We start from the raw sequence: 22,703 nt of genomic DNA on the forward strand, positions 1-22,703 counted from the left end.
GCCGGAGAACGCGGACCACGCCAGCCGTCAGCGCGAGGTCTCAACGAGAAACCAGCGCGAGGTCCTGGCGAGAGGGGGAACCCTACCCACCCTCAAGCCCCCTTCAGCGCCGCTTCGATCACATCCAGCTTCACCGCGCCGTTGAGGCGCTGCCCCTCGGCCGTGAACAGCGTGGGCGTGCCCTGCACGCGGAATTTTTCGGCCAGCGCCATGTTGCGCTCCAGCGCCTCGACGCCGCAGCCCGAGGCGCCATTCCCCGGCACCTCCTGGTCGGCCATCGCCGCTTCCCAGGCGATCGGTCGCGAGGGAGCGCACCAGATGCGTTCGTTCAGCGCGCGCGACTCGGGACCCAGGTACGAAATCGGGAAGGTGTGCACCGTCAGGTCGGTGGCGTCCTTCAGCGTCACGTGCAGGCGCTTGCAGAAGCCGCAGCGCGGGTCCTCGAAGCTCACCAGCACGCGGCCCGGCACCACCTGGCCGCGCTGGATGGTGATCGCGTCGGCCAGGTCCAGCTCGGCCAGGCGCAGCGTGGGCGTGCTCGCCAGCACGTACTCGGCCTGGCGCTGCGCCGTGAGCGAGCGCCGGTTGGCGATGTCGATGATGTGGCCGTCGATCAGGTGCTCGCCCGCGGCGTCGATGTAGAACACCTTGTCCTTCACGATCACCTCGTGCAGGCCCGGCAGGGGCCCCGCGCCAAAGAACTGCACCTGGCCGCCCGTGAGCCGCTCCACGATGGCCTTCAGGGCCACCTCGTCGCGCACGGGCCGCGTGGCCACCGCCTGCGCCAGCGCGGGCCCCGCCCCGCCCAGGCCGGCCATCAGGGCCAGCCGCTTGAGTCCTTCACGTCGTTCCATGCCCGGCATGTCGCGCCCCATCTCTGATCAACCAAGGGCGCCCAGCATGGCCTGTGCGCGTGACGGTTTGCCGACAGCCCGGCGATGCGAAAGCGCCATGGTCCGAAAGGACCATGGCCGTCCCGGCCCGACCCGCAACAAGCCCGCAGCGCGTCGATTTGTCACACAAGGGCCGCACACTGGATCGCTCATTCGACCGCTGTCACACCGCCCCCCACCGCGCCCCTGCGGCACCTCCCCCGTCGTGATCGACATCAGCTCCATCGCCTCCAGCAGCTCCCCGCGCGTGGCCGGCGCCACGGGCGCGACGGCGCGCGGCAGCCTGCTCAACCTGCTGGAGATGTCGCTCAGCCCGGTCATCGGCGTGGCCGTGCTCTGGGTGCTGGCGCGCCTGCTGGACGGCGGCATTCACCCCGAGTACTTCCTTCTGGCGGTGGTGGTGTTCGCCATGACCTTTCCCGGCCCCTCGCGGCTCACGGGCACGGTGCGCTGGCTGCTGCTGGACGTGCTGCTGAGCTGGGGCACCACCTTCGGCCTGCTGTTGGCCGCCGGCTGGACCACCGGCTACGTGCGCCTGTTCCCCGACGAAGTCATCGCCTGGTGGATGGGCCTGGTGCCGGCCATCGACCTCGCGGCCTGGCTGGGCCTGCGCGCCACCGCGCCCACGCTGGTCCGCCTGCAGGGCCGGCCCGTGCGCGCCCTGGTGGCCGGCATGAACCCGCAGGGCCTGCAGCTCGCCCACAACCTGCAGGACGCGCGCTTTCACAACTTCGAACTCGTGGGCTTCGTGGACGACCGCTCGCGCGAGCGCCTGCCCGACGACCAGCGCTTTCCCCTGCTCGGCCGCTTCGAATCGCTGGGCGAGGTGATCCGCCACCAGCGCATCGACCACGTCTACATCTCCCTGCCCATGGCCTCGCAGCCGCGCATCCTCAAGATCCTGGACGACCTGAAGGACACCACGGCCTCGATCTACTTCGTGCCCGACCTGTTCGTGACCGACCTGATCCAGAGCAAGCCCACCGTGCTGTGCGGCGTGCCCGTCATCTCGGTGTGCGACACGCCCTTCCAGGGCATCAGCGGCTTGCTCAAGCGCGGCAGCGACATCGTGCTGGCCTCGCTCCTGCTGGTGCTGCTGGCGCCGGTGCTCATCGCCATCGCCGTCCTGGTCAAGGCCACCTCGCCCGGGCCCGTCATCTTCAAGCAGCGCCGCTACGGCCAATCCGGCGAACAGATCGTGGTCTACAAGTTCCGCTCGATGACGGTGGCCGAGGACGGCGCGCTGGTCACGCAGGCGCGCCGCAACGACCAGCGCATCACCCCACTGGGCGCCGTGCTGCGACGCACCTCGCTCGACGAACTGCCGCAGTTCATCAACGTGCTGCAGGGTCGCATGAGCATCGTGGGCCCGCGCCCGCACGCCGTGGCGCACAACGAGCTCTACCGCAAGCTCATCAAGGGCTACATGGTGCGGCACAAGGTCAAGCCGGGCATCACGGGTTGGGCGCAGGTCAACGGCTACCGGGGCGAGACCGACACGCTGGAGAAGATGGAGGGCCGCATCGCGCTGGACCTGGACTACCTGCGCAATTGGTCGCTCAAGCTTGACCTGCTGATCATCCTGAAAACCATCCGCTTGGTCTTCAAGGACCAGCAGGCGTATTGATGGCACACCCCCGCCGCGCTGCGCGCGCCCCACTCAAGGGGGCGAGACCGACCGACCGGCGAAGCCGGATCGGTGGTCTCTCTTGGCTGGGCATCGGCACTTGTACCGCCCTGGCGTGTCTCGCCGCGCCTCTGGCGCTGGCACAAGACGAGGGCCTGAGCCTCTCTGCCGCCTACCGCGTGCAGCGCGACAGCAACCTGTTCCGCCTGGCCGACGGCGTGAACCCCCTGTTCGCGCTCGGACGGACCAGCGCGGCCGAGACGCTGCACATCCGCTCCGTCGGCCTGCACTACGCGCGCGACTTCAGCCTGCAGCGCCTGGAGGCCGACATCGGCCTGGTGGACTACGCCTACGACACCTACGACCAGCTCGACCTGCTGGCGCGCAACCACGACCTGCGCTGGCGCTGGGCCATCACGCCCGACCTCACCGGCACGGTGAGAACGCAGCGCGACGAAAGCGTCAACAGCTTCGAAGACACCAGCGTGCTCACCCAGCGCAACCGGCGCCTGCGCCGCTTCGAGAGCGTGGACGCCAACTGGCGCCTGGACGGCGCCTGGACGCTGATTGCCGAGGCGCAGGAAGCGCGCAATGAAAACCAGCAGCCCCTGGTGGGCGAAGACAGCCAGGTCCTGCGCACCACCGGCCTGGGCGTGCGGCGCGAGACACCCAAGGGCAGCTCGCTCGCGCTGCGCTGGCGCAGCGGCGAGGGCGAAATCATCGACCCGGACCGGGCGCCGGCCCCGCTGCGCGACGACGACTTCCGGCAGGACGAGTGGGCCCTGGACGCGCGCTGGCCCGTCACGGACAAAACGCGGCTGGAGGCCAACCTCGCCTGGATCGACCGCGAGCACGAACGGGTGGCCGCGCGCGACTACGACGCGCTCAACTGGCGTGTCTCGGCGAACTGGACGCCCAGCGCCAAGACCCTGCTTCGCCTGAGCGCCAGCGAGGACTTCAGCAGCTACCAGACCAGCAACGCCAGCGTGACGCGCACCCGGCGCTGGACGCTCAATGGCACCTGGGTGCTCACCAGCAAGTGGAGCCTGCAAGGCAGCTGGGGCAGCGCCGACCGCGATTTCCAGCGCCCGCCACCCGGCGCCCTGCCCGACCCGCGCAAGGACCGCACGCGCGAACGCTCGCTGAGCCTGCGCTGGGCCTTTGCCCGCCAGGCCTCGCTGGACCTGACCTGGCAGGACAGCCGGCGCCAGAGCAACGTGCCGAGCTGGCGCTACCGCAGCGATCTGTTGCGGGTCGGGATCAGCGGGCGGTTCTGAGAACGTGCTCACGATCTGCGCGCCCGCGTGCCACTCAACCGAGCAAGCGCCCGTCCAGCGAGAACCGCTCCGTGAGCACCGTGTCCAGTTGCCCCGCCGCCGCCGCCACGTCGATCACCACGTTCCACGAACGCGGGCTCACCACGCTCGGCAGCACCAGCACGGGATGCGACTTCATCTGCTCGGCGGCGAACGCCTGTTGCGCCGCGCCCGGCACGCCCGGCCGCAACCACGAGGGGTCGGGAAACGCGTCGGGCGGCAGCACCTTCACCCGGGCGATGTCGAGCCAGCGCGCGCACACCAGCGAATGCGCAACGGCGTCCAGCGCGGCAAAGCCCGCGTGCACGGCCACCTCGAGCAAGGCCGTCGCGGGATCGAGGGCACCATAGATCACGCGCGTGCCCCGGGCATTCCAGCGCCCGCCCACCTGGAACGCGCCTTCGCCCGAGGCCCAGGTGCCCAGGTGCCGGTCCTTGTCCAGCCGCCAGAACAGGAGGCCGCCCGCCGCTGGGAGCGTGTGCGCCTTGCCGCCCGCGCGCGCGGCCAGCGCGGTGGGCAACGGGGTCAAGCGTAGACCCCGTATTCCATGCGCACCAGGTGCTCGCGCACCAGATCGGCGCCCTGGCGGGTGCTGAGCAAGTCAATGGGGCAACGGCCGTTGAATGCCACGGCCGGCTGGCCCAGCCAATGCTCCGCCGCCGCCAGCGAGCCCAGGGTCCGCGCGGCGGCTTCCACCGTGGTGGCCAGGTCGATGGCGGCACTCGCGATGTCGCTGCCCAGCTTGCCACCCTTGTGCCGCTGCAAGGTGCGCTCGCTCACGCCCAGCGCCCGCAGCAGCTGGGCCTTGGGAATCTGCCGGAATTGGGCGATCAGGCCTTCGACCTCGCGCGTGGGCAAGCCGTCCGACACGGCGTCGTGCACCTGCAAAGGGTCCAGCCCGGCCAGGCGGGCGGGCGGATCGATGCGGTAGCTGGGCGACTTTTCGGCGACGTGGAGCGTGGACTCGCGCGCAACAGGCCGGGCGCTGGCGGACTTGCGGGGGTTCATGGGGCACTCCTTCATTCGGCCAGCCATGAGGCCGACAATTGGCGGAGAAGTTTACGCCATTTGGCGAGCCGTCGCGCCCGCGCCCTAGTCCCTAGTGTTTGTCCGAGGGCACGGCAGCCAACGACGGAGACGCGGCCGGCCGCAGCACCAGCGGCCCGAACCACGCCTGCACCGACTCGCCCGTGTTGTTCGAGTCCGTCATCAGCCCCAGCCCGGTGAGGCGGCCCGGCGCTTCGCCGAACGCGGCCCGGAAATCGGCCGCCACGTCGCGCTCGAGGTCGTTCCAGCGGCCCACACCCTCCTCGCCCGACTGCACCACCAGCATGCGGATGCGGTCGGTGTGCGGGTTGGGGACCACGGTGCCCGCCGGGTAGCGGTGGTCCCACACGTACATCAGCGTGGCGTAGGGCATGGGCTCGCCGGTGACCAGTTGCACGATCTCCGACAGCCAGCGGTCGCGCGGGCGGAACAGGTCGCGGTCGCCATCGAAGGTGAGGATCACCCGAACCACCGCGTCGTCGATCTCGGCGTCGCGCAGGTCGGCCTTGTGGTTGAGTTGCGGCACCAGCCAGGAAAACGCCAGCCGCAGCGCGGGATCCACCGGTGCGCCCAGCGGCAGGCGCAGGGTGCTGTTGCCCGCGCGGCTGTTGGCGTGCACCGCGGGCCGGCCCTCGCGCTCGCCCACGCCGTAGCGCGTGGGGCGCGCCGAGCCGTAGCGCTGGTGGCGCCAACCGGGCGTGGTGCCCAGCAGGCCCCAGTCGGACGCGCGCGCCCACTCGGATGCAGCCAGGGCCTGCTCCACGGTGGACGGCTCCTCATCCACCGGCAACGCGGCGCAGCCCACCAGGGCGCACACCACGGCCAACCAGGCGATGGATCCGGTGACGAGCCGATGCAGGGCGGGGGCGCCGGGGAACCGGCTTTGCCGGGCCCCAGGCGCCGCCCCCTGGAGGGGGTCGCGCGAAGCGCGGCGGGGGTGCCTCATGGCTTGTGCTCGTCGAGTTTGTCGCGGTAAGTTTGCAGAATGTTTTCAAGTTCGACGCGCTTGAGGCCCGTGAAGGCTTCCAGGCCGTTCGCCTTCACGCCTTCCTGGTGGGTGCGGCAGTCGTCGATGAGTGCGCGGCCCACCGTGTAGAGCCCGACGCCGCGCGCCGCGCAGGCGGCCAGTTCGCTGTTGAGCGCCTGGCCCTGCGTGTTGAGGACGCGACCGCGCTCGGTGGCGACGGCCAGCTCCTTCTGCAGCTTGGCCACCTGCTCCTGCAGCGTCTTCACCTGCGCTTCCAGCGCCGCCTTGTCGGTGCGCAGCGCGTCGCGCTCGGCCGTGGCGGCGGACAGTTCACGCGACAGCCGCTGACCGCGCGCGGCCTCGCTGCGCGTCTGCTGCTGCAGGGCCTCGGCGTCGGCGGCCAGGCGCTGGCGCTCCTGCTCGGCGGTGCCGAGCTGCTGCTGCAGCGTGCTGACTTCCTGGGCGGCGCGCTGCGCCTGCTGTTGCGCGCGGCGCAGGGCCTCGCGCTCGCGGCTGGCGCGTTTGTCGTCCTGCGCCAGGGCGCCGGTGCACAGGCTGGCCAGGGCCAGCAGCAGCACGGCGGTGCGTTGCCAGTTGCAGTGGTTCATCAGAAATCCTCCGTGCGGTAAGGCCCGCTGGCGCGCAAGCTGCGCTGCTGCTCGCTGGCGCGCGCGCCCGCCGCCAGCAGGCGCTGCACCATGGCCGCTCGCTCCTCGCGCTCGGCCCAGTACAAGGGGCTCAGGCCACTGGCGTCGATCGCGTTGGGATCGGCACCGTGCGCGAGCAGGGCGTCCAGCAGCGCGGGCTGGTGGGTGTGAATGGCGATCACCAGCAGGCTGTCGCCCGAGCGGTCACGCGCGTCCGGGCGGGCGCCGGCCTCCAGCAGGGCGCGGGCCACGTCCAGGTGGCGCAGATGGGCGGCCTGCACCAGCGGCACCGTCTCACCNNCTTGAGCAGCAGGCGCACCATGCGCTCGTGCCCACGCACCGCGGCGGCCGACAGCGGCGTGGCGCCCCGGTGGCCGCGCCCGTCGGGCTCCGCACCGGCGCGCAGCAGCGCGCGCGCGCACGCCAGGTCGCCGCTGCGCGCGGCCAGCATCAGCGACGTGCGGCCCAGCGCATCCACGGCGTTGGCCTGGGCGCCCTGCTTCAAGGCCTCACGCACGCGCGCGGCGTCGGCCGCCTCGGCCGCCGCCAGCAGCTCGGCGTCCAGCGGCGTGGCCAGGCGCGGCGCGATCTCGCGCGCGGCGCGTTGCGCCTCGGCGTTGTCCAGCGGCGAGGTGAAGAAGCGCGGCGTGTCCTCCGGCGCCAGCCCGCCCTGCTCGATGCGCTCGCGCAGCGCCAGCCGCTCGGCGTCGGGCGCTGCGCAGCCGGCCAGCAGCGCGGCCAGAACAGCGAAGCCAGCGACTTCAGAAGCGCGCATGGAAGTTGACCTGGAAGGTGTTGATGGACAGTGGCAGGCCGGTGATCTCGCGGCTGGAGAGCCAGCGTGCGCTCAGCCAGGTGTTGCGGCTCAGCCCGTACTGCCCGCCCACGACGAAGCCCTTGCTGTTGGTGCCACCCAGGTGGAAGTCGGAATCGGTGAAGGCGTCGAGCACGGCGTCGGCTTCCAGGTAGCGGTAAGCCAGCGAAAGCTGCCAATCGCCCTTGAGCAGCATGGTGGGCATGCCCACCGCCACGCGCACCATGTAGCCCGTGTCTTCCTTCTCCAGGTTCAGGCCCGATCGCGCGAGCACGCGCGCCTGGTCGAAGCCCATGTTGCGCACATAGTCCGCGCTCACGATCAGGTGCACCGGGTTGAAGAGGTTGTAGTCCACCGCGGCCGTGAGGTTGAGCAGGCGGTAGTCGGCGGCCAGGCCGAAGGGGCCACCGAAGTTCGTCGGGTTCGACAGGTTGAACAGCGAGTTCCCTTTCTGGCGGAAGGCGGGCTGGGTGGCATCCTGCGTGTTGCTGTCGAAGCTGTTGCGCACGCCGCTGATGTTGCGGTAGTCGTACAGCGCCACGCCCAGCTTGGCGCGAAGGTCGTTGCTGGGCACCCACTCCACACCCGCCTGCGCCGCCAGCAGCGACTTGCTGCGCGCCTCGCTGAGCGAGGAGCGCTCCAGGTTCTGCAACGGAAACCAGCCCACCACGCCAAAGGGTCGCCACACGCGCGCGTTCGCCGCCGGGTCGTCGAACTGCAGGGCCAGGCCGTCGAAGTTGAGGTCGTCGTCCCACACCAGGTCGGTGCTGAAGAAGGGGTTGGGGATGCGCCCGGCCGTGGTGGTGACCCAGGGCATGAAATCCTGCGAACGCGCGCGCAGGTAGGCGCGGTCGAGTGCGAAGTTGTACTTGCTGCCGTAGCTGCCCAGCGTCTGGTTGGTGGAGACCGGGTCGTCGCTGCTGCCGGTGGTCAGGCGCAGAGCGGCGGTGATGTCCTGCGTCACGCGCGCCGTCACGCCCAGGCGGGCGCGCAGGCGCTCGCGGTTGCGGTCGATCAGGGTGTTGCTGATGTTCTGGCCGCCCGCCAGGAAGAACAGCTCGGATGCGTTGGCCTCGTCAAACATGTCGCGCTGATAGCCCACGCGGATTTCGCCGTCGAATCGGAAGCGGTCCACCCATTCGGGCACGGCGTTCACGTCGCCCCAGCGCTCGGCCTTGGCCTGTGCCACCACCTCTTCACGCACCTCGTTGGCGATCTGCTGGCGCACCGATTCGGGCACGTACTGGATGCGCACGGTGTTCTGGTCGGTCTTCTTCTGCTCGGCCACGGCGGCGCGCGCCTTGGCCTCGGCCTGGGCGATCAGGGCCTGCGCCTTGTCGGCCGGCAGCACACCCTGCTGCACCAGGGCCTCGATGAGCTGCAGCGTGGTCTGGCGCAGCACCTCCAGGCTTTCGCGTTCGCTGGTCTGGGCCTGGGCGGTGCCGGCGGCCAGGGCGGCGGCCAGGGCGGTGGCGCGCAGGGCAAAGGCAAAGGTTGGTGTCATGTCCGTCTCGTAGAAGGATGGCTGGGGTCGTTTCGGGGGGTGTGGGCCCACGGGCTTGGTTGGCGCGTCAGGGGCGGGCACAGGGCCGTGGCGGCTTCACTGCGGTGGTCCTCGCTGCGCGAGGACTCCCCTGCGATGCTCGCGCGGGCGGCCAGGCGGCATAACTCACTGCGCGCGCTTTGCGCGCTCCGTTCAAACAGATGCCGCCAATCAGTTCACGAAGCGCGCTGCGCGCGCTGGCCGCCCGCGCTGCGCTTCTCGGCACCGCACAGGCGCCGCCACGGCCCTGTGCCCGCCCCAGACGAGTGACACCTGGGCTCGCCAACAAGGGAAACGGACTTCCCTTCGCGCGTGCCAGCCCGCTGCACCCGCTGCGCTCGAAGCGCTCGAAGCGCTCGAAGCCAGGCAAGCACACGGCCAAAGCAAGAAGGGTCATGGTGAGTCCCTTTCAAGACCGCGCGGACACGCGCAGGCGGATGGGTTGCGGCATGTCGCCGGGCGGGCCCTCGCGCACCGGCGCCAGGTTGCGCAGCGCGGCGCGCAGGGCGTCGTCGAGCTCGGGCGAGGTGGCCGCACCCACCAGCTCGACGCGCGTGACGCGCCCGCTGGTGTCGACCCAGACGTTCACCACGCGCAGGTAGTCCTGCGCCTTGCGCAGCTTCTCGTCGCGCGCGATGGCGTCGGTGATGCGCTCCTTCACCAGCGCGCCGTACCAGGCGAAGCGGTCGCCGCCGCCACCACCCACCGGGCCGATGGAGGTTCTGCCGTCGCCCTGGGGCAGACCGAAGGCGTCGCTGCTCCCATTGCCCGGCAGCGAAGACGTCGGTCCGGGCGGCGGCGCATCCGTGGGCGGCGCGGGCGCCGGCGAGGCCTCGGGCTTGGGCACGTCGATCTTTTCCTGCTGCTGCGGGGGCGGCGGCGGGGGCGGCGTCTTGGGTGGCGGTGGCGGTGGTGGCGGCTTCACCAGCTCGATCTGCTGCACCGCGCGCTTCTTCGTCCCTTCGTCGGGCGAGGAAAACAGCTGATAGAGCCAGACCGCCAGCGACACCAGCAACGCGGCGAGCAGCGCCACGAGCGCCACACGGGCGATCAGCGCGTAGCGCTTGGGTCCTTCCGACATCGCGCGCTCACTCGCTCAAGGGGTGGAGCGCTGCGTGACGAGACCGATCTGGTTGAGATCGATGCGCCCCAGCAGGTCCAGCACCTGCACCACCTTTTCGTACTGCACGGCCGAGTCGCCCTTCACGATCACCGGGAACTCGGGCGTGTTGGCCTTGAACTGCAGCAGCCGCGCTTCCAGGTCGGCCAGCGTGGCCATGGGGTAGGCGTCCAGGTAGAGCGCGCCGGTCTCGGTGATGGTGATCGCCCGCGTGGCCGGCTTGGCCAGGCTGGGCGTGTTGCTCGCGCGCGGCAGGTTCACCTTGATGCCCTGCACCGAGGCGGTTGTCATCAGGATGAAGATCACCAGCAGCACATACGACAGGTCCAGCATCGGGGTGATGTTGATGTCGTCGTAGACCGCGCCGTCGTCCTGAACCTTGGCCATCTCAGTCTCCGTAGGTCTCGGCCATGCGCGTGACGAACTCGTCCACGAACACCGTCATGTCGTTCGACAGCGTCTTGATCTTCGTCTGCAGGTAGTTGTAGCCAAACAGCGCCGGAATGGCGACGCCCAGGCCCGCCACCGTGGCCACCAGCGCGGCCGCGATGCCGGGGGCAATGGCGTTCACGTTCACGTCGCCCGCGGCGGCAATCGCCGCGAAGGTGATCATCACGCCCACCACCGTGCCCAGCAGGCCCAGGAACGGGCCGCCCGAGATGGCGATGGTCAGCAGCACCATGCCGCTGTCCAGACGCGCGCGCTCGCGCGTCATCTGCGCGTCCAGCGCGGCGCGCACGGCCAGCATGGCGCGCTCGCTCACCGACGGCGCGACCACGCCGTCGTGCTGCACGGTGGCGGTGTTCGCCTCGCCCAGTTGGAAGCGCGACTTGAGTTCCTTCGCGCCCACCTCGTAGATGCGCATGAGCGGCGAGTGGCGGTACTGCGGCGCCTGCGCGGCGAGTCCGTCGAGCCGGCTGGCGTGTTCCTTTGCGCTGGCGTTGAGCGCGCGCAGTTGCGCGCTGAGCTGCTGGAACGCCTCGTTGAAGCGCGGGTTGCTCTTCTCCACGCGCGACAGCAGCATGGCCTTGGCCCACATCACATACAGGGCCACGAACAGCATGAGCACGCAGATGATGGTGACGACCCAGCCGTCCACCGTCAGGTTGTTCATGGTGGCCATGAAGTAACCCGTCTCGGCGCCGCCTTCGGTGCTCTCTTCCTCGCCCTGGCGCACGAGCTTCGTGGCCATGCCCTGGTTGTCGGCGAGCGCGGCCACCCAGGCGGCGGGGCGCGCGACGGTGCTGACCTGCACCTCGTCGATCTCGCCCACCAGGCCGGCGCCGATCGTGAGCGCCGGCGCGGCCGCGAAGGGCGCGGCCGTGGTGGCCACGGGCTGGCCGTTCACATGGAGCGTGAGCGCCGTCGCGTCCCAGGTGATGGCGAGGTGGTGCCAGGCGTTGAGCGACAGGGGCGTGGGCGCGGCGGCGCGCGCCTCGCCCACGGCGGCCACGGGCGTGCCTTGCGCCAGCGTGAGCGTCAGGCCGCCATAGGCCAGCAACTGGCCATCGAGCCGTTCGGGCTTGATCCAGGCCGACAGCGTGAACCCGGTGGCCGCCCCGAGTGAGGGCGCGCCGGCCTGCAGGCCTCCGTCGCCGGCGAGGCGCGCCGAGCCACCGATGAGACCGGCGGGCACGAAGCTCACGGTGCCACCCCTCACGTGGTTGCCGGCGCTCGCGCTGTCCTGCGGCAGCCCGGTCTCTTCGGCCATGGACCACACGGCCCATTGCGACCCGGCGTACACGGGCATGGCCTGCGCGGGCGGCGCCGCGTCGTTGCCGTAGTACAGCCACACGTGCTGGGCCGCGTTGCCAGCGGCGACGCGCGGCACGCGCACCCACACGAAGGCCAGCTCGTTGAGCGAGTCGAAGCGCTCGATGCGGTGCGCGAGCACCGTCTTGTCGTCCTCGGCGACGAAGCGCAGGTCGCTGCCGTCTTCCTTGGCGCTGAGGAAGTCGAAGCCGGCGGTGGACAGGCGCACGAGCACGGGCAGGTCCGTCAAGTCGGCGTTGATGCCGGCGGCCTGGGTGTCCAGCGTGATCTTCTTGCGCACGGACCAGTCCTCGTTCCACCAGGCGTGGGCGGACAGGGGGAGCAGCATCGCGAGCGCGAACAGGGCGAAGAGGCGTTTCATGGTCGTGCGAAACAGAACCGCCGTGCGGCGGGAAAGCGAAGAAGGTACGAAGGGATGGCGGCGGGCTTGTGTCAGAACGGAGGCATCACCCGATCGGACTATTCAGATGGGGGCTTCCTATTCGCGTGGCTCCGGTCGGCGGCGCTCGGGTGTCCGGCTCCGCGACTGTCCCCCGGAGCGGATCGCTGACGCGCTCCACTCCTCCTCCTTAATGTCGCTACGCCGGACACCCGAGCACCCCCGACCTCGTTGGCACACGTCTGTTGGCGCGCCACCGCTTCTTCGGCTTGCGGACGCTGGGTGCCTTGTGTAGCGAAATAAAGGAGGAGGACGGCGCAGCCGTCCGGGGGACATTCGCGGAACAAGGCACCCAGCGGCCGCGAGCCCGCGAGGTGCCTCGCGCGAAACTTGCGAAGCGCCACCCGATGGCAAGCGTCCGTTCACTCGCCAAACCCCAACACCTCGACGCGGACCACGGAAGGCCGCAGCGAACTGGCGAGCTCCTGCGCGGCCCTGGCGGACTCGGCGGCGGCCTGGTTGAGGGACTCGACGACGCTGGAGGCGTCGTTGCCGCCACTGGTGGCGCCGGACGAGTCCGCCGTGACAGCGCTCGTGTCGGCCACCGGCGTGCCGGTGCTGGTGCCGCTCACCGAGATGTTGTCGGCCCCCAGCACCACCTGGGCGGCGATGTTGAGGTTGCGCGCGCGGATGCCCGCGTCGCCCGCGTTCACCGTGCCCTTGGGCGCGATCAGGTCGACGTCGCCGGCCTCGACTCCGGGGCTCTCGAGCGCCCCGATGCCCGAGCCCGAGGCGGCGCCCACCAGCTCCTGCGTCACCGTCCCCGTGCCCGGATCGACCTTGACGATCGGCGGCGGCACGGCCGAAGCCGTCTTCGCGCCCCGACCCGCGTCGATGTCGCCCTCGCTCGACCACAGCAGCACGTCGCCACCGCCCACGGTGAGCACGCGCGACTGGTTCACCAGCACGTCCTCGCGCGCCATGGCCCGCACATCGCCCTCGGCCGCGGCGACGATGCCCAGCACGTTGTTGCCCACGTTGACGAGATTGGCCGGCGTGTTGGCCAGGCCCACCACGATGCCGCCGCCCGGCACCATGACGTCGATGCCGCCGCCGCGCTCGGTCTTGATGCGGCTGGCGAACAGGTTCAGATCGCCCTGGTAGGTGCCGTCGGTGCCGATGCCGGGGAACACCAGCTCGAGCGCGGCGTAGCCGCGCTCGAAGTCGCCGGCGAAGCCGCTGCCGGCGTCGTTGGCGTCTCGACCGGTGGTGCGCAGCGCGGTGAACACGAATTCGCGCACGCGGTCGTGGCGCTGGTCGTGCGGCAGCCCGGCCACGTCCGCCACGGCGGCGGCGGCGTTGCCGCCCGTCAGCGAAGCGTCCCCCGTCAGCCAGCGCGCCAGCGCCAGGTCGGTTTCGCTCGGCGAGCCAGAGGCCAGGCGCTGCTGCAAGCGGGCCAACGCGCCGTCCACGTCGAAGCCCTTGGGCCCCAGGCCGGCGATGACCTCCAAATCCGCGCCGGTGGCCGGCAGGTTGGCGTTGTCCAGGTCGCCGCGGCTCAGGATGCCGCCCGAGGTGCCCAGACTGATGTTGCGGCCGGCGGCCACGGTCATGCGGCCCTGGCCGGCGACGCGAAGGCCATCTGCATCGGAGCGAAGACCGCCATCGGCGTAGCGGATGTCGCGGCCGGCCTCCACCACGCTGCGGTCGCTGGTGTTGGCGTGCTGCACCGCCAGGTTCAGGTTGACCACGTCGCGGCCCGCACGCACCTCGGCAGACTTGGCCAGGTCCAGTGAAATGTTCTGTCCTTCGGACTGCGACACGCCGCGCACGTCGCCCTGCACCGCGTAGACCTTGGCCGTGCTGCTGTCGCCGGTGTGCACGGGCGTGTTGGCATGGCGCTGGCCCACGGTGGGCGACAGCACCGTCCCCGGCAGGTTCGTCGGCCGCCACGCACTGGCCACCTGCGAGGGATCGTTGTCGCTCATGACGAGGTTCACGTTGACGAGCACCGAATCCTGCGCCATCAGCTCAAGTTGCCCGGTGGTCGAGGGCATCATCGTGCGTTCGCTGCTCACCGCAGTCCTGGACAGCACCACGTCGCCATTGAACGCGGTCATGCTCATCGACGGCGGCAGGTAGCCCAGCAGGTTGCGGTAAGCCTCGCGGTCGGTGATCTGCACCGTATCGCCGTAGAGCGAGTAGGCCCGATACAGGGCGGAGACACCGTCGGTCGAACTGCCGGCGGGGTCGTGCAGCACGGTGTCGCCGTTGAGGCTGCTCAGGCGCACGGCGCTGTCGCTGCCATAAGTGGAGAAGACCGATTCCCGCTGCGCGCCCTGGGCGTTGGAACGCACGTTGAAGTTGTCGTTGGCGCCATAGGACTGGATCACGAGCTGCGGGTTGATCACGCCGTGCAGGTTCACATCGCCCGTGGCGCGCACCTCGGCCGATGCATTGCCCAGCGCGATCACCGGATAGACCTTGCCGGTCAGCACGGTCTGGCCGCTGTCGATCGCGCCACCCGCGACCACGCGCACAGAGCCCTCGTCGGCCATGTAGTGGCCACCCAGCACGTCGCCGCCGGCCTCCACCGTCACATGGCCGCCGCCGGTCTTCACCAGCGCGGCCGCGTCGGGCGTGCCGGACGCCATGCGACCCTGCGTGGGCGCGCTGGCGGACACGTTGTTCACATTGCCCCCGGCGCGCAGGGACACGTCGCCACCGCCGAGCGCGCCCACGCCCTGCGCGAACTGATCGAAGCGCACCCACCACGCCGGGGTTCCCTGCTGGCCGGTGAGGTAGCCGCTGCCATCCGCGTTCAGCCGGCCCTGGCGGAACAGCCACTCCGAGTAGAGCTGCGACGAGGCCACGCCGGTGATGTCGCGCCCCGCCTGCAAGGACAGATCGCCGCCGCCTTGGGTGAAGTAGGCGCGCTGCAAGGTGATCGGTGGGGTGAAACCATCGAGCGCGGGCGAGAGCCTGCCCGCGGTGTAGATCGCCGAGGTGGCCGAGGCCAGCTTGATGTCGCGGCCCGCCGCCACGTCGATGTGGCCCGTGCCGGTGCGCACCACCTTGCCCGCCGCCACCGTCACGTCGCCCACGCCCGCGCGCGTCGACAGGGGATCGGCCGCGCTGGCGTCGGCCCCGGCCACCAGGCGGTAAGACCAGGAACGGCCGCCGCGCACGGTGTCGGACAGCAGCGTGGACGGCGTGGTGCCGGTCATGGGCGCCGCGTTGGTGAAGCCGTCTGACAGGTGGCCATTGAGCTGCAGGTTGCCCTGCGCGCGCAGCGTGAGCACGCCTGGCTCATCGCCGGCCGTGGCACTGGCCAGGTTCCAGTCGTTGGCCACCGTCAGGTCGCCGCTGGAGCGCACCTCGGTGCCCGAGACGATGTGCACCGCCGGGTTGCCGTCCAGACCCAGGCGGGCCTTGATCGCGCCGTGGTTCGCGGCGTAGGCCGTGTTGTCGGCGTTGATGGTCGTCAGGCTCAGGGTGCTGCCGCTGCTGCCGCCCGTGGCGTTGAGCGTGCTGATGCCCTCGTAGACGCGCACGGCCTCGATATCGACCGTGCCCGCGCCCAGGATGGTGCTGTCCAGTGCGGTGACGGCCACGTCGTTGCCCGCGCGCATGGCGCGCAGGTTCACGCGGCCCGCCTCGCCACCCGCGCCGGCGCGCACGTCGATCCTGGAGCCGGCCGCGAGGTCCAACGCGCCGCCGCTGCCCGCGCCGAGTTCCACGCGCCCGCCGTCGCCGCCGGCCTGCGTGGCCGAGGCGTCCAGGCGCGCGCCGTCGTGCAGCGTGAGCGAATGTCCCGCGTAGGCGCTGATGTGCCCGCCGTCCGTGCCGTTCGCGTCCAGCGTGCCGCGGATGTCGATGGACCCCGCGTCGGCCGACAGCGCGATGCGCTCGGCACGCACCGTCTGGTTGGCGCCGATGCTCAGGTCGCCGGTGCGCGCGCGCAGCGCGCGTTCGCCCGTGAAGCCCTTGCCCAGGGCGGTGTTGATCGCGTCCGCATTGGCCAGGGTGTTGGCATCGACACGCGCCACCGCCCCCTTGCCCGTCTTGCCTTGCGCGTCGGCCAGGGTCTCGCCGCGCAGCGTGCCGGCGGGCAGGCTCACCGTGCCGTTCACGGCGGACACGTTCAGCGTGCCGCCGTCGGCGCCCGCCGCGCCCGAGACATCCACGCGGGATGCCGCGTCCAGGGCCACGTTGCCGCTGTCGCTGCGCAGCGTGACCTGGCCGCCCCAGGTGCCCCGCTTCTCGTCGAAGAAGGCCAGCTCGCGGCCGGCCACGTTCACGTCGGCGCGATCGCCCAGTTGCACGTCGCCGGTGCGCGCATGCAACTCCAGCGAACCGCTGGCCAGTTGTGCGCGCGTGTCGAAATCGATCGCGTCGGCGCGCAGCGTCCAGCCCGCGCCCAGCCCACCGGCCGCACCGGAGGGCGCGGCAGCGCCGCCGTGGCTCAGCGCCAGCGTGCCCAGGCCGGCAGCCAGTTCGAGCGTCTGCTTCGCACCGGCCTCGCCGGTCAGGCGCGCGGTGGTCACCGTCGTGGCGGTGTCCAGGCGAGTGGTGCCCGTGCCCGAGGCGTTCAGGGTGTTGGCGTCGATGGCCACGCCCGAGAAGCCGCCCATGGTCTTGTCACCAGCGCCCAGGGTCAGCGTGTCCGCCTGCAGCGTGAGCGTGCCCGCGCCCGCCGCGGCGCCGGGGTTGTAGGCCGCGCCGGCCTGGTTGCTCAGGCTCAGATCGCGCGCGGCCAGGCGCACCTGATCGCCCGCGCCGCCCGCGCCTGCGATGCCACCGCCCTGCAGGCTCAGGCGCTGCAGCGTGGGCGCACCGTTCGCGTCGCGACCGCCCACGTCCACGCTGCCATAGACGTCGAAGGTGGTGTAGCTGGACAGCGTGAGGCTGCGCAGGCCCAACAGGTCGTCGAAGTCGTCCTGCGAGAACGTGATGCCTTCCACGGCACCGACGGGCGAGCCCAGGTTCACGCGCGCCGCGCCCACCGCGAGCTCGCCGGCCACCGCCTGGCCCTTGCGCGCGAAGCGCGTGTCGCCCGCAAACGCGTTGTCGCGCGTGGCGTCGAGGTTGATCGAACGCGCCGCCTGCACGACCGCGCTGTGGTCGGCGTTGAGCGTGCCCTGGCTGCGGTCCGGTGAGCCGGTGCGCGAGAAGGTGGCCGCGCTCGACGCGGCGCGCACGAAGGCGCCGTTGCCCGCGGTGGCGTAGTGGCCCGCGTCGCCATCGGCGCCCTGCGCGTCGATCGCGCTGCCTTCGGCCAGCGTGAGCGTATCGCGCGCCGCCAGCATCACCTCGGGCCCGCGCAGCGCGGACGCGCCGCCATTGGCCAGCCTCAGGTCCTCGCTGTGCACGGTCAGCGTGGTGGTGTTGCCGTCGCGTTCGCGCGTGGCGCCCAGCAGCAGGCTCTCGGCACCCAGGGCATTGAGGTCGTCCACGTTCAGGCGCGTGGCGGTGGGATCGATGCCGGTGGCGTCGGCCCCGGCGATCACCAGGTTCGGCGCGGCGATGTCCACCGCCGCGCCCCGTCCACCGGCGGCCGGCGATCCGATCAGGCGGCCGTCGAGTTCGAGCTGGCCCTGCGTGAGCATGGACAGGCGCCCGGCGTCCTGCGGCCGCAGCGTATCGGTGCCGAAGAAGCCGGAGGCGCGCGCGAGCGTGAACTCCGAGCGCGCGCGCACCTGGTCCTGTGTGAGCACGTCGATGGCGCGCCAGCCACCTTCGCGCGTGGCGCCCGCGCGGCTGTCGGTGAGGTAGCCCGAGGTGACCTGGATGCCGTCCTGGCGCGTGAAGGCCTCGGGGCGCACGGCCACGCTCTCGCCCAGGCGAACCGCCAGGGCGCCCGGCAGCAACGCGTAGTGGGCGGGCAGCAGGGTGTAGGTGCCCGCGGGCAGGCCGGGCACGCCCGACAGGTAGACCGTGGTGCCCACGGCCCGGTTCAAACCTTCCTGCGGATCACCCGGCGCGAAGCCGCCCGCGTAACCCGGCACGATGGCGTAGGTGTTCGCAGCAGCCAGAATGTCGCGCGAGCCACCCGGGCCGACGGAGAACTCATAGGCCTGCACGTCGCCGCCGCCGGCCACGTTGATCGTCGCCCCCTCCTTCACCTGCACCGATCCGCCGGACAGATTGACCGCCTTCTCGGGCAGCGCGTCCAGTTCCAGCTGACCGCCCGGCACGTCGGCCGGGTTGAGGTTGACCACCCACTGCGTGCCGTTCTGGATCTGCCCCAGCGGCAGCACCTGGCCCGCGTCCGCCGCGACCGAGGTGAGGCTGCCCGCTTCGAGCCTGAGCTCGTTCTGCGCCACCAGGTCGATGCTGCCCAGCGGCGCGATCACGCGGCCGGCCTGCGTGATGTTCTGCGCCTCCACGCGCAGGCTGCCGGCGGCCGACCACACCGGCGCCGCCACGCCGGTGCTCTCGACGCGCACGTCGCGGCCGGCGGCCTGGATCGTCACATCGGCAAAGCTGGTGGGCGAGACCGAACCGCCGCGCAGGGTGAGATCGCCGGTCGTGGCGATGGTGGCGCTGTGTTCATAGGCACCGGCGGCGTCCAGGCGCGTCACGCCGGCCAGTTGCACGCGCTCGCTGCCGGTGAGCTCGCTGCGCTGCATGCCGCGCAGGCGGACGTTGCCCGCCAGTTCCAGCAGGCGCGCGTCGGCGCGCAGCACCCCGTTGTTCGCGCTGCTGCCTTCGGTACCCACGCGGCCGCGGTTGCTCGCGTCCCAATTGCCCAGCCGCACCGCGTCGGCCATCAGGTGGGCGTCGCCGCGCGTCTCGATGCGCGCGGCGTCGAGCTGGATCTCGCGCAGCGGCACCGCGCGGCCATCGCCCAGTGCCAGGCCCTGCTCGAGCGCGATGCCGTCGCGGCTGGAGAAGCGCAGTTGCTCGAAGCCCGCGGCCTCCAGCGCGTCGGTGCCGATGCTGGCGCGCACCTCGCCCGTGAGCGGCACGGAATCGCCGAAGTCGAGGCCCGCCGTCTGCGGCGCGACCGTGTTGGACAGGACCATGGTGCGGGCCAGGCTGTCGTAGCCGCTCTGTCCCTCCACGCGCGCGGTCTTCGACAGCGTCACCGACAGGGCGCCGCCCTGTCGGTCGGGTGCGCCGCCGCGCGCGGCCAGCGTGGCGTCGAACAGCAGGCCCTCCTCGGCGAACAGGTTCACCTGGCCCGCGCCGCTGGCCACCGATTCCACGTTCACGCCGCGCGAATCGCGCGACGCGTACTGCACTGGCGAGCTGCCCGAGACGTCGATCGTCGCGCCCTGCTCGGCCACCAGGTAGCCTGTGCGCGCGTTCAGGTTCACCGTGCCTCCCGCGAGCACCTCACCCTGCGTGAGGCCCTTGTCGTCGGCGGTGATGCGGGGCGTGCCACTGGCGTCCAGGCGCGCGTTGGCGCCCAACCAGAGGGTGTTCGTCTCGAGCGAGCCCGAGGAGAACCCCGAGCTCCGGTCCAGGGTCAGGTCGATGGTGCCGCCGCGCGCCACCAGCGCCCCCTCGACCTCGATGCTGTTGCGCGCCTCCAGTTCGATAAGGCCCCCCGGGTCCACATCGACCCGCGCGCCCTGACCGATGCGCAGCTCGCCGGTGCCCGCGCCCGAATCCCCGGCGCTCAAGGCGATCGAGGCCGCCGGCCGCTCCCAGGCATCGCGCGTGACCGGCCTGCCGACGGACGCCAACGCGCTGCCCGAGGGCCGCGTGAGCGCATCCGTGTCCGGATCGATCTGCTGCACGCGCACGTCCACCTGCGCGCCGTCGACCACGTCCAGGCGTTGCAGGCCGCGGATGTCGTACTGCGCGAAGCCACCGCGCTGGAAGGCATCCGCCCCCAGCACCAGCAGGCCATCGCCCTGCCCCGAGCCACCGATCTGCACGCGCTCGCTGGTGAGCGCCAATGAACCGCCCGCCTCGATGCCATGCGCCCGCAGCGTGGCGCCGTCCAGGCCCTGCACATGGTTGCCGCCAATGGTGATGTCACCGCCACGCCCCGCGTGCAGTTGGCCGCCCTGGTCCACGCGCCCGCCACCGTCGGCGTCGATGCGCACGCCCTCACCCAAGGCCACGGTGCCGCGCGAGAACACCAGGCCGCCGGAGGCCTGGCCCTGCGCCACCAGCGACACGCTACCGCCGTCGATGACCGGCGCCACACCGGCGCCGCCGGGCACGCCGCGGCGCTGGTTCACCCAGGCGCCCTGCACCTGCAGCGCCACGCCGTCGCGCACGCTCAGCGTGGTGTCGGCCACCACGTTCCTGGCGTTGTTGCGGGCAGTGATGTCGATATGCCCGCCTTGCGCGGTGATGTCGGCGTTCACGTTCACCTGGCGCCCGGCGATGGTGACCCCACCGCCCTGCGGCGTGCGCAGCGCGTCACGCACCTCGGCGGCCTGGTTCGTGAAGACCTCCAGCTGCGCCACGCGGCCTTCGCCCACCAGGGCGGCGTCCAGCGTGAGCGTGTCCTTGAGCGGATCGACCAGTTCCTCGTGGCGCGCGAACTGGCCCGGCAGCGGGCCACCGTTGGCGATCACCACGTTCTGGTTGAGTTTGTGGTCCTTCAAGGCGTCGCCCACGCCCTCCGTACCGAAGGTGAGCGTGGCGCCGCGGGGCAGTTGGCCGGAGAGCTGCTGGCGTTCGCCGGCCACGGTGCGGCCCTCGACGCTGCCGCTGAAATACGCCGCGCCCATGCTCTGCACGTTCATGCGCCCGGCGTCCTGGCCTTGTGTGTAGCCCTGCACCACGCGCTGGGCGCTGGGCAGTTCGATCACCTCCTGCTCGTTCCATTTGTCGTAGTTCACGACATAGCGGCTCACGATCGCGTCATAGCGCGTGCTGGCGCTGGCGTCCGCCAGGTCGGTGAGCTTGCCCCGGCTGGAGAGCACCGTGGTCTTGGCGACGTCCTGCGTGTACTTCACGCTGCCGCCCGAGAGGTCGAAGCTGGCGCCCTGCTCGACGATGGTCTGGCCTTCGGAGCGCAGGCTGATGGTGCCGGCCTGCGTGGAGCGCTCGGCGATGCCGCGCTCCAGGCGCGCGCGGTAAGCCAGCAGGCTGTCGCGTGCGATCAGCGTGTCCTTCCCCGCGTCCGCATTGGCCAGGGCCTGCTCGATATCCACCCAGGCCTTTTGTCCGCGCAGCGGGCCGTTCTGGTTGACCGGAGAATCCTTCAACTCGTCGCCGCGCAGTTCCACCTCCACCGTGTTGCGCGCGGCCGAGACCTCCACGTCACGCAAGCCCGACACGTCGATGCGCGCGCCCTGGGCGATGTGGATGCTGGCCTGAGTCGAGGGCGCGCTGCCCGCGCCGTTGAGCGAACCGCCGGAAACCAGCGTCGTGGGGTTGTCCACGGCCGTGAATGCCACGTCGCCGGCGTTCGCGACGATGGCGGCGCCTGACTCCATGTGGATTTTCTGTCCCAGCACCCGCACCTGCGACTTCTCGGCCAGGCCCGTGCCGCTGTCGCCATCCTGCACGGTGGTCTTGTCGCTCAGGTCGGGCAGCACCTCGGTCACGCTGCCGGCGCCCAGCACCACCTCGCCGCCACGGCTGGACGAACGCGACCCGCCGACGGAGACACTGGTGTCCTTGGCCATCAGGTAGACCGAACCGTTCGCCAGCACCGAGCTGGTGGCCGTGGCGCGGCCCATCTGGTTGACCGCGTAGCCCACCATGGTCACGTTGCCGCGCTCGGCCGTGAGCTGGCCGAAGTTGCTGGCCACGCTGCCACCGCCGGCCGGGCTGTCCACTTCCACCAGCAGGCCGCGCAGGTTCAGGTCGGCGCTGTCGTCGGCACGCAGGAAGACGCGCGAGCCGGCCGCCAGAATCACCTGGCCGTCGGGCGCGCTGATGCTGCCGCGGTTCTCCACCCGCGGAGCGATCAGCATGACGCGGCCCTGGCTGGTGGCGCTGATCTTCGCGCCCTCCATCACCTGGATCGCACCGCGCCCCTCGCCGCCGTCCAGTCCGCGCTCGAACTGCGGCGCGTTGAGATCGCCCAGAAGACCATTGATGATGTACTTGTCCGCGATGTTGAGCGTGCTCGCGGTGAAGCTGTTGAGGTTCACCTGGGAACCGCCCAGGAAGGCGATGCCGTTGGTGTTGACCAGGATGATGTTGGCCTTCTGACCGTCTGCCTGCGAGATGGCGCCCGCGATCACGCTGGGGTTGATGTCCCAGATGCGGTTGAGCGTGGTGAAGCTGGCGCCCTGCACCAGCTGGTTGGTGTTCAGGTCCTGCACCTGGCGGAACTGCACGCCGTGGCCCGCGCCCACGTTGAAGCTCTGCCAGTTGAGGATGGCCTTGTTGCCCACCTGGTTCACGAAGGCCTGGTGGCCCGTGACCTGGTAGGCCGCCTGCCCTGCCGTCACGAAGTTGGGGATGCCCCCACCGGCGCCGGGCACTGGCAGGTTCTGCGTCCAGCCCGGTGCGGCGAACAACAGCGCACTTGCCAGCGCCACCGCGCCGCGCGCGCCGCTGGCGGCCTTGCCTTGCGCCCGCGCGCACTCGGCCACGGCCACGAGCGCGCCGAGGTGCCGGCTGAAGACGATTCGATAGCGTTGGCGGTTCATGGT

Annotated in this window: 14 protein-coding genes; 2 read left to right on the forward strand and 12 right to left on the reverse strand. The window is 71.1% G+C overall.

Features of this window, described 5'->3' with window-relative positions:
- Positions 1-92: 92 nt before the first annotated feature.
- Positions 93-854, reverse strand: a complete 762-nt coding sequence (locus GTO19_RS08125; RefSeq protein ID WP_291023101.1) for a DsbC family protein — start codon at positions 852-854, stop codon at positions 93-95.
- A gap of 244 nt (positions 855-1,098) precedes the next feature.
- Here GTO19_RS08125 and GTO19_RS08130 point away from each other — a divergent pair, with 244 nt between their 5' ends.
- Together GTO19_RS08130 and epsL are read left to right on the forward strand one after the other, a co-directional pair.
- Entirely contained in the window at positions 1,099-2,520 is a 1,422-nt protein-coding gene (locus tag GTO19_RS08130) for an undecaprenyl-phosphate glucose phosphotransferase (protein WP_291023102.1), read from the forward strand.
- Positions 2,520-3,797, forward strand: coding sequence for an XrtB/PEP-CTERM-associated polysaccharide biosynthesis outer membrane protein EpsL (epsL, locus tag GTO19_RS08135; protein WP_291023104.1), 1,278 nt, complete (start codon positions 2,520-2,522; stop codon positions 3,795-3,797). The genes GTO19_RS08130 and epsL overlap by 1 nt, the downstream gene beginning before the upstream one ends.
- 34 nt (positions 3,798-3,831) lie before the next feature.
- Here the strand turns inward: epsL and GTO19_RS08140 are convergent, their stop codons facing one another.
- The 11 genes from GTO19_RS08140 to GTO19_RS08190 form a co-directional block, all read right to left on the reverse strand.
- Positions 3,832-4,365: an RES domain-containing protein gene (locus GTO19_RS08140; protein WP_291023106.1), complete on the reverse strand. Its 534-nt coding sequence runs from the start codon at positions 4,363-4,365 to the stop codon at positions 3,832-3,834.
- On the reverse strand, positions 4,362-4,844 hold the full coding sequence (locus GTO19_RS08145; RefSeq protein WP_291023107.1) for an antitoxin Xre/MbcA/ParS toxin-binding domain-containing protein: 483 nt from the start codon (positions 4,842-4,844) through the stop codon (positions 4,362-4,364). The genes GTO19_RS08140 and GTO19_RS08145 overlap by 4 nt, the downstream gene beginning before the upstream one ends.
- A gap of 91 nt (positions 4,845-4,935) precedes the next feature.
- A complete protein-coding gene (locus GTO19_RS08150; protein ID WP_291023109.1) occupies positions 4,936-5,829 on the reverse strand; it encodes a DUF3047 domain-containing protein in 894 nt (297 codons plus the stop codon).
- Entirely contained in the window at positions 5,826-6,458 is a 633-nt protein-coding gene (locus GTO19_RS08155) for a hypothetical protein (RefSeq protein ID WP_291023111.1), read from the reverse strand. Before GTO19_RS08155 ends, GTO19_RS08150 begins: the two co-directional genes overlap by 4 nt.
- Positions 6,458-6,787, reverse strand: a complete 330-nt coding sequence (locus tag GTO19_RS08160; RefSeq protein ID WP_363302979.1) for an ankyrin repeat domain-containing protein — start codon at positions 6,785-6,787, stop codon at positions 6,458-6,460. Before GTO19_RS08160 ends, GTO19_RS08155 begins: the two co-directional genes overlap by 1 nt.
- A complete protein-coding gene (locus GTO19_RS08165) occupies positions 6,676-7,272 on the reverse strand; it encodes an ankyrin repeat domain-containing protein (RefSeq protein ID WP_291023116.1) in 597 nt (198 codons plus the stop codon). Before GTO19_RS08165 ends, GTO19_RS08160 begins: the two co-directional genes overlap by 112 nt.
- Positions 7,259-8,815, reverse strand: a complete 1,557-nt coding sequence (locus GTO19_RS08170; RefSeq protein ID WP_291023118.1) for a putative porin — start codon at positions 8,813-8,815, stop codon at positions 7,259-7,261. Before GTO19_RS08170 ends, GTO19_RS08165 begins: the two co-directional genes overlap by 14 nt.
- 448 nt (positions 8,816-9,263) lie before the next feature.
- Complete coding sequence (locus tag GTO19_RS08175; RefSeq protein ID WP_291023119.1) at positions 9,264-9,935, reverse strand: energy transducer TonB; 672 nt, start codon at positions 9,933-9,935, stop codon at positions 9,264-9,266.
- Between the two features lie 15 nt (positions 9,936-9,950).
- A complete protein-coding gene (locus GTO19_RS08180; RefSeq protein ID WP_291023121.1) occupies positions 9,951-10,361 on the reverse strand; it encodes a biopolymer transporter ExbD in 411 nt (136 codons plus the stop codon).
- A 1-nt stretch (position 10,362) separates the two neighbouring features.
- Positions 10,363-12,108, reverse strand: a complete 1,746-nt coding sequence (locus GTO19_RS08185) for a DUF2341 domain-containing protein (protein ID WP_291023123.1) — start codon at positions 12,106-12,108, stop codon at positions 10,363-10,365.
- 440 nt (positions 12,109-12,548) lie between these two features.
- Positions 12,549-22,700 carry a filamentous haemagglutinin family protein gene (locus GTO19_RS08190; RefSeq protein ID WP_291023125.1) on the reverse strand — a complete coding sequence of 3,384 codons (10,152 nt, stop codon included), beginning with the start codon at positions 22,698-22,700 and terminating at the stop codon, positions 12,549-12,551.
- Positions 22,701-22,703: the final 3 nt, after the last annotated feature.

Origin of the sequence: Hydrogenophaga sp., from assembly GCF_011772445.1 — a bacterium.
Lineage (GTDB): Bacteria > Pseudomonadota > Gammaproteobacteria > Burkholderiales > Burkholderiaceae_C > Hydrogenophaga.

What these genes read in the sequence shown, in the direction of transcription:
- epsL (WP_291023104.1), top strand. Translation starts at nt 2,520, where the DNA reads ATGGCACACCCCCGCCGCGCTGCGCGCGCCCCACTCAAGGGGGCGAGA.
- GTO19_RS08155 (WP_291023111.1), bottom strand. Translation starts at nt 6,458, where the DNA reads ATGAACCACTGCAACTGGCAACGCACCGCCGTGCTGCTGCTGGCCCTG.
- GTO19_RS08170 (WP_291023118.1), bottom strand. Translation starts at nt 8,815, where the DNA reads ATGACACCAACCTTTGCCTTTGCCCTGCGCGCCACCGCCCTGGCCGCC.
- GTO19_RS08150 (WP_291023109.1), bottom strand. Translation starts at nt 5,829, where the DNA reads ATGAGGCACCCCCGCCGCGCTTCGCGCGACCCCCTCCAGGGGGCGGCG.
- GTO19_RS08190 (WP_291023125.1), bottom strand. Translation starts at nt 22,700, where the DNA reads ATGAACCGCCAACGCTATCGAATCGTCTTCAGCCGGCACCTCGGCGCG.
- GTO19_RS08175 (WP_291023119.1), bottom strand. Translation starts at nt 9,935, where the DNA reads ATGTCGGAAGGACCCAAGCGCTACGCGCTGATCGCCCGTGTGGCGCTC.
- GTO19_RS08125 (WP_291023101.1), bottom strand. Translation starts at nt 854, where the DNA reads ATGGAACGACGTGAAGGACTCAAGCGGCTGGCCCTGATGGCCGGCCTG.
- GTO19_RS08185 (WP_291023123.1), bottom strand. Translation starts at nt 12,108, where the DNA reads ATGAAACGCCTCTTCGCCCTGTTCGCGCTCGCGATGCTGCTCCCCCTG.
- GTO19_RS08180 (WP_291023121.1), bottom strand. Translation starts at nt 10,361, where the DNA reads ATGGCCAAGGTTCAGGACGACGGCGCGGTCTACGACGACATCAACATC.
- GTO19_RS08145 (WP_291023107.1), bottom strand. Translation starts at nt 4,844, where the DNA reads ATGAACCCCCGCAAGTCCGCCAGCGCCCGGCCTGTTGCGCGCGAGTCC.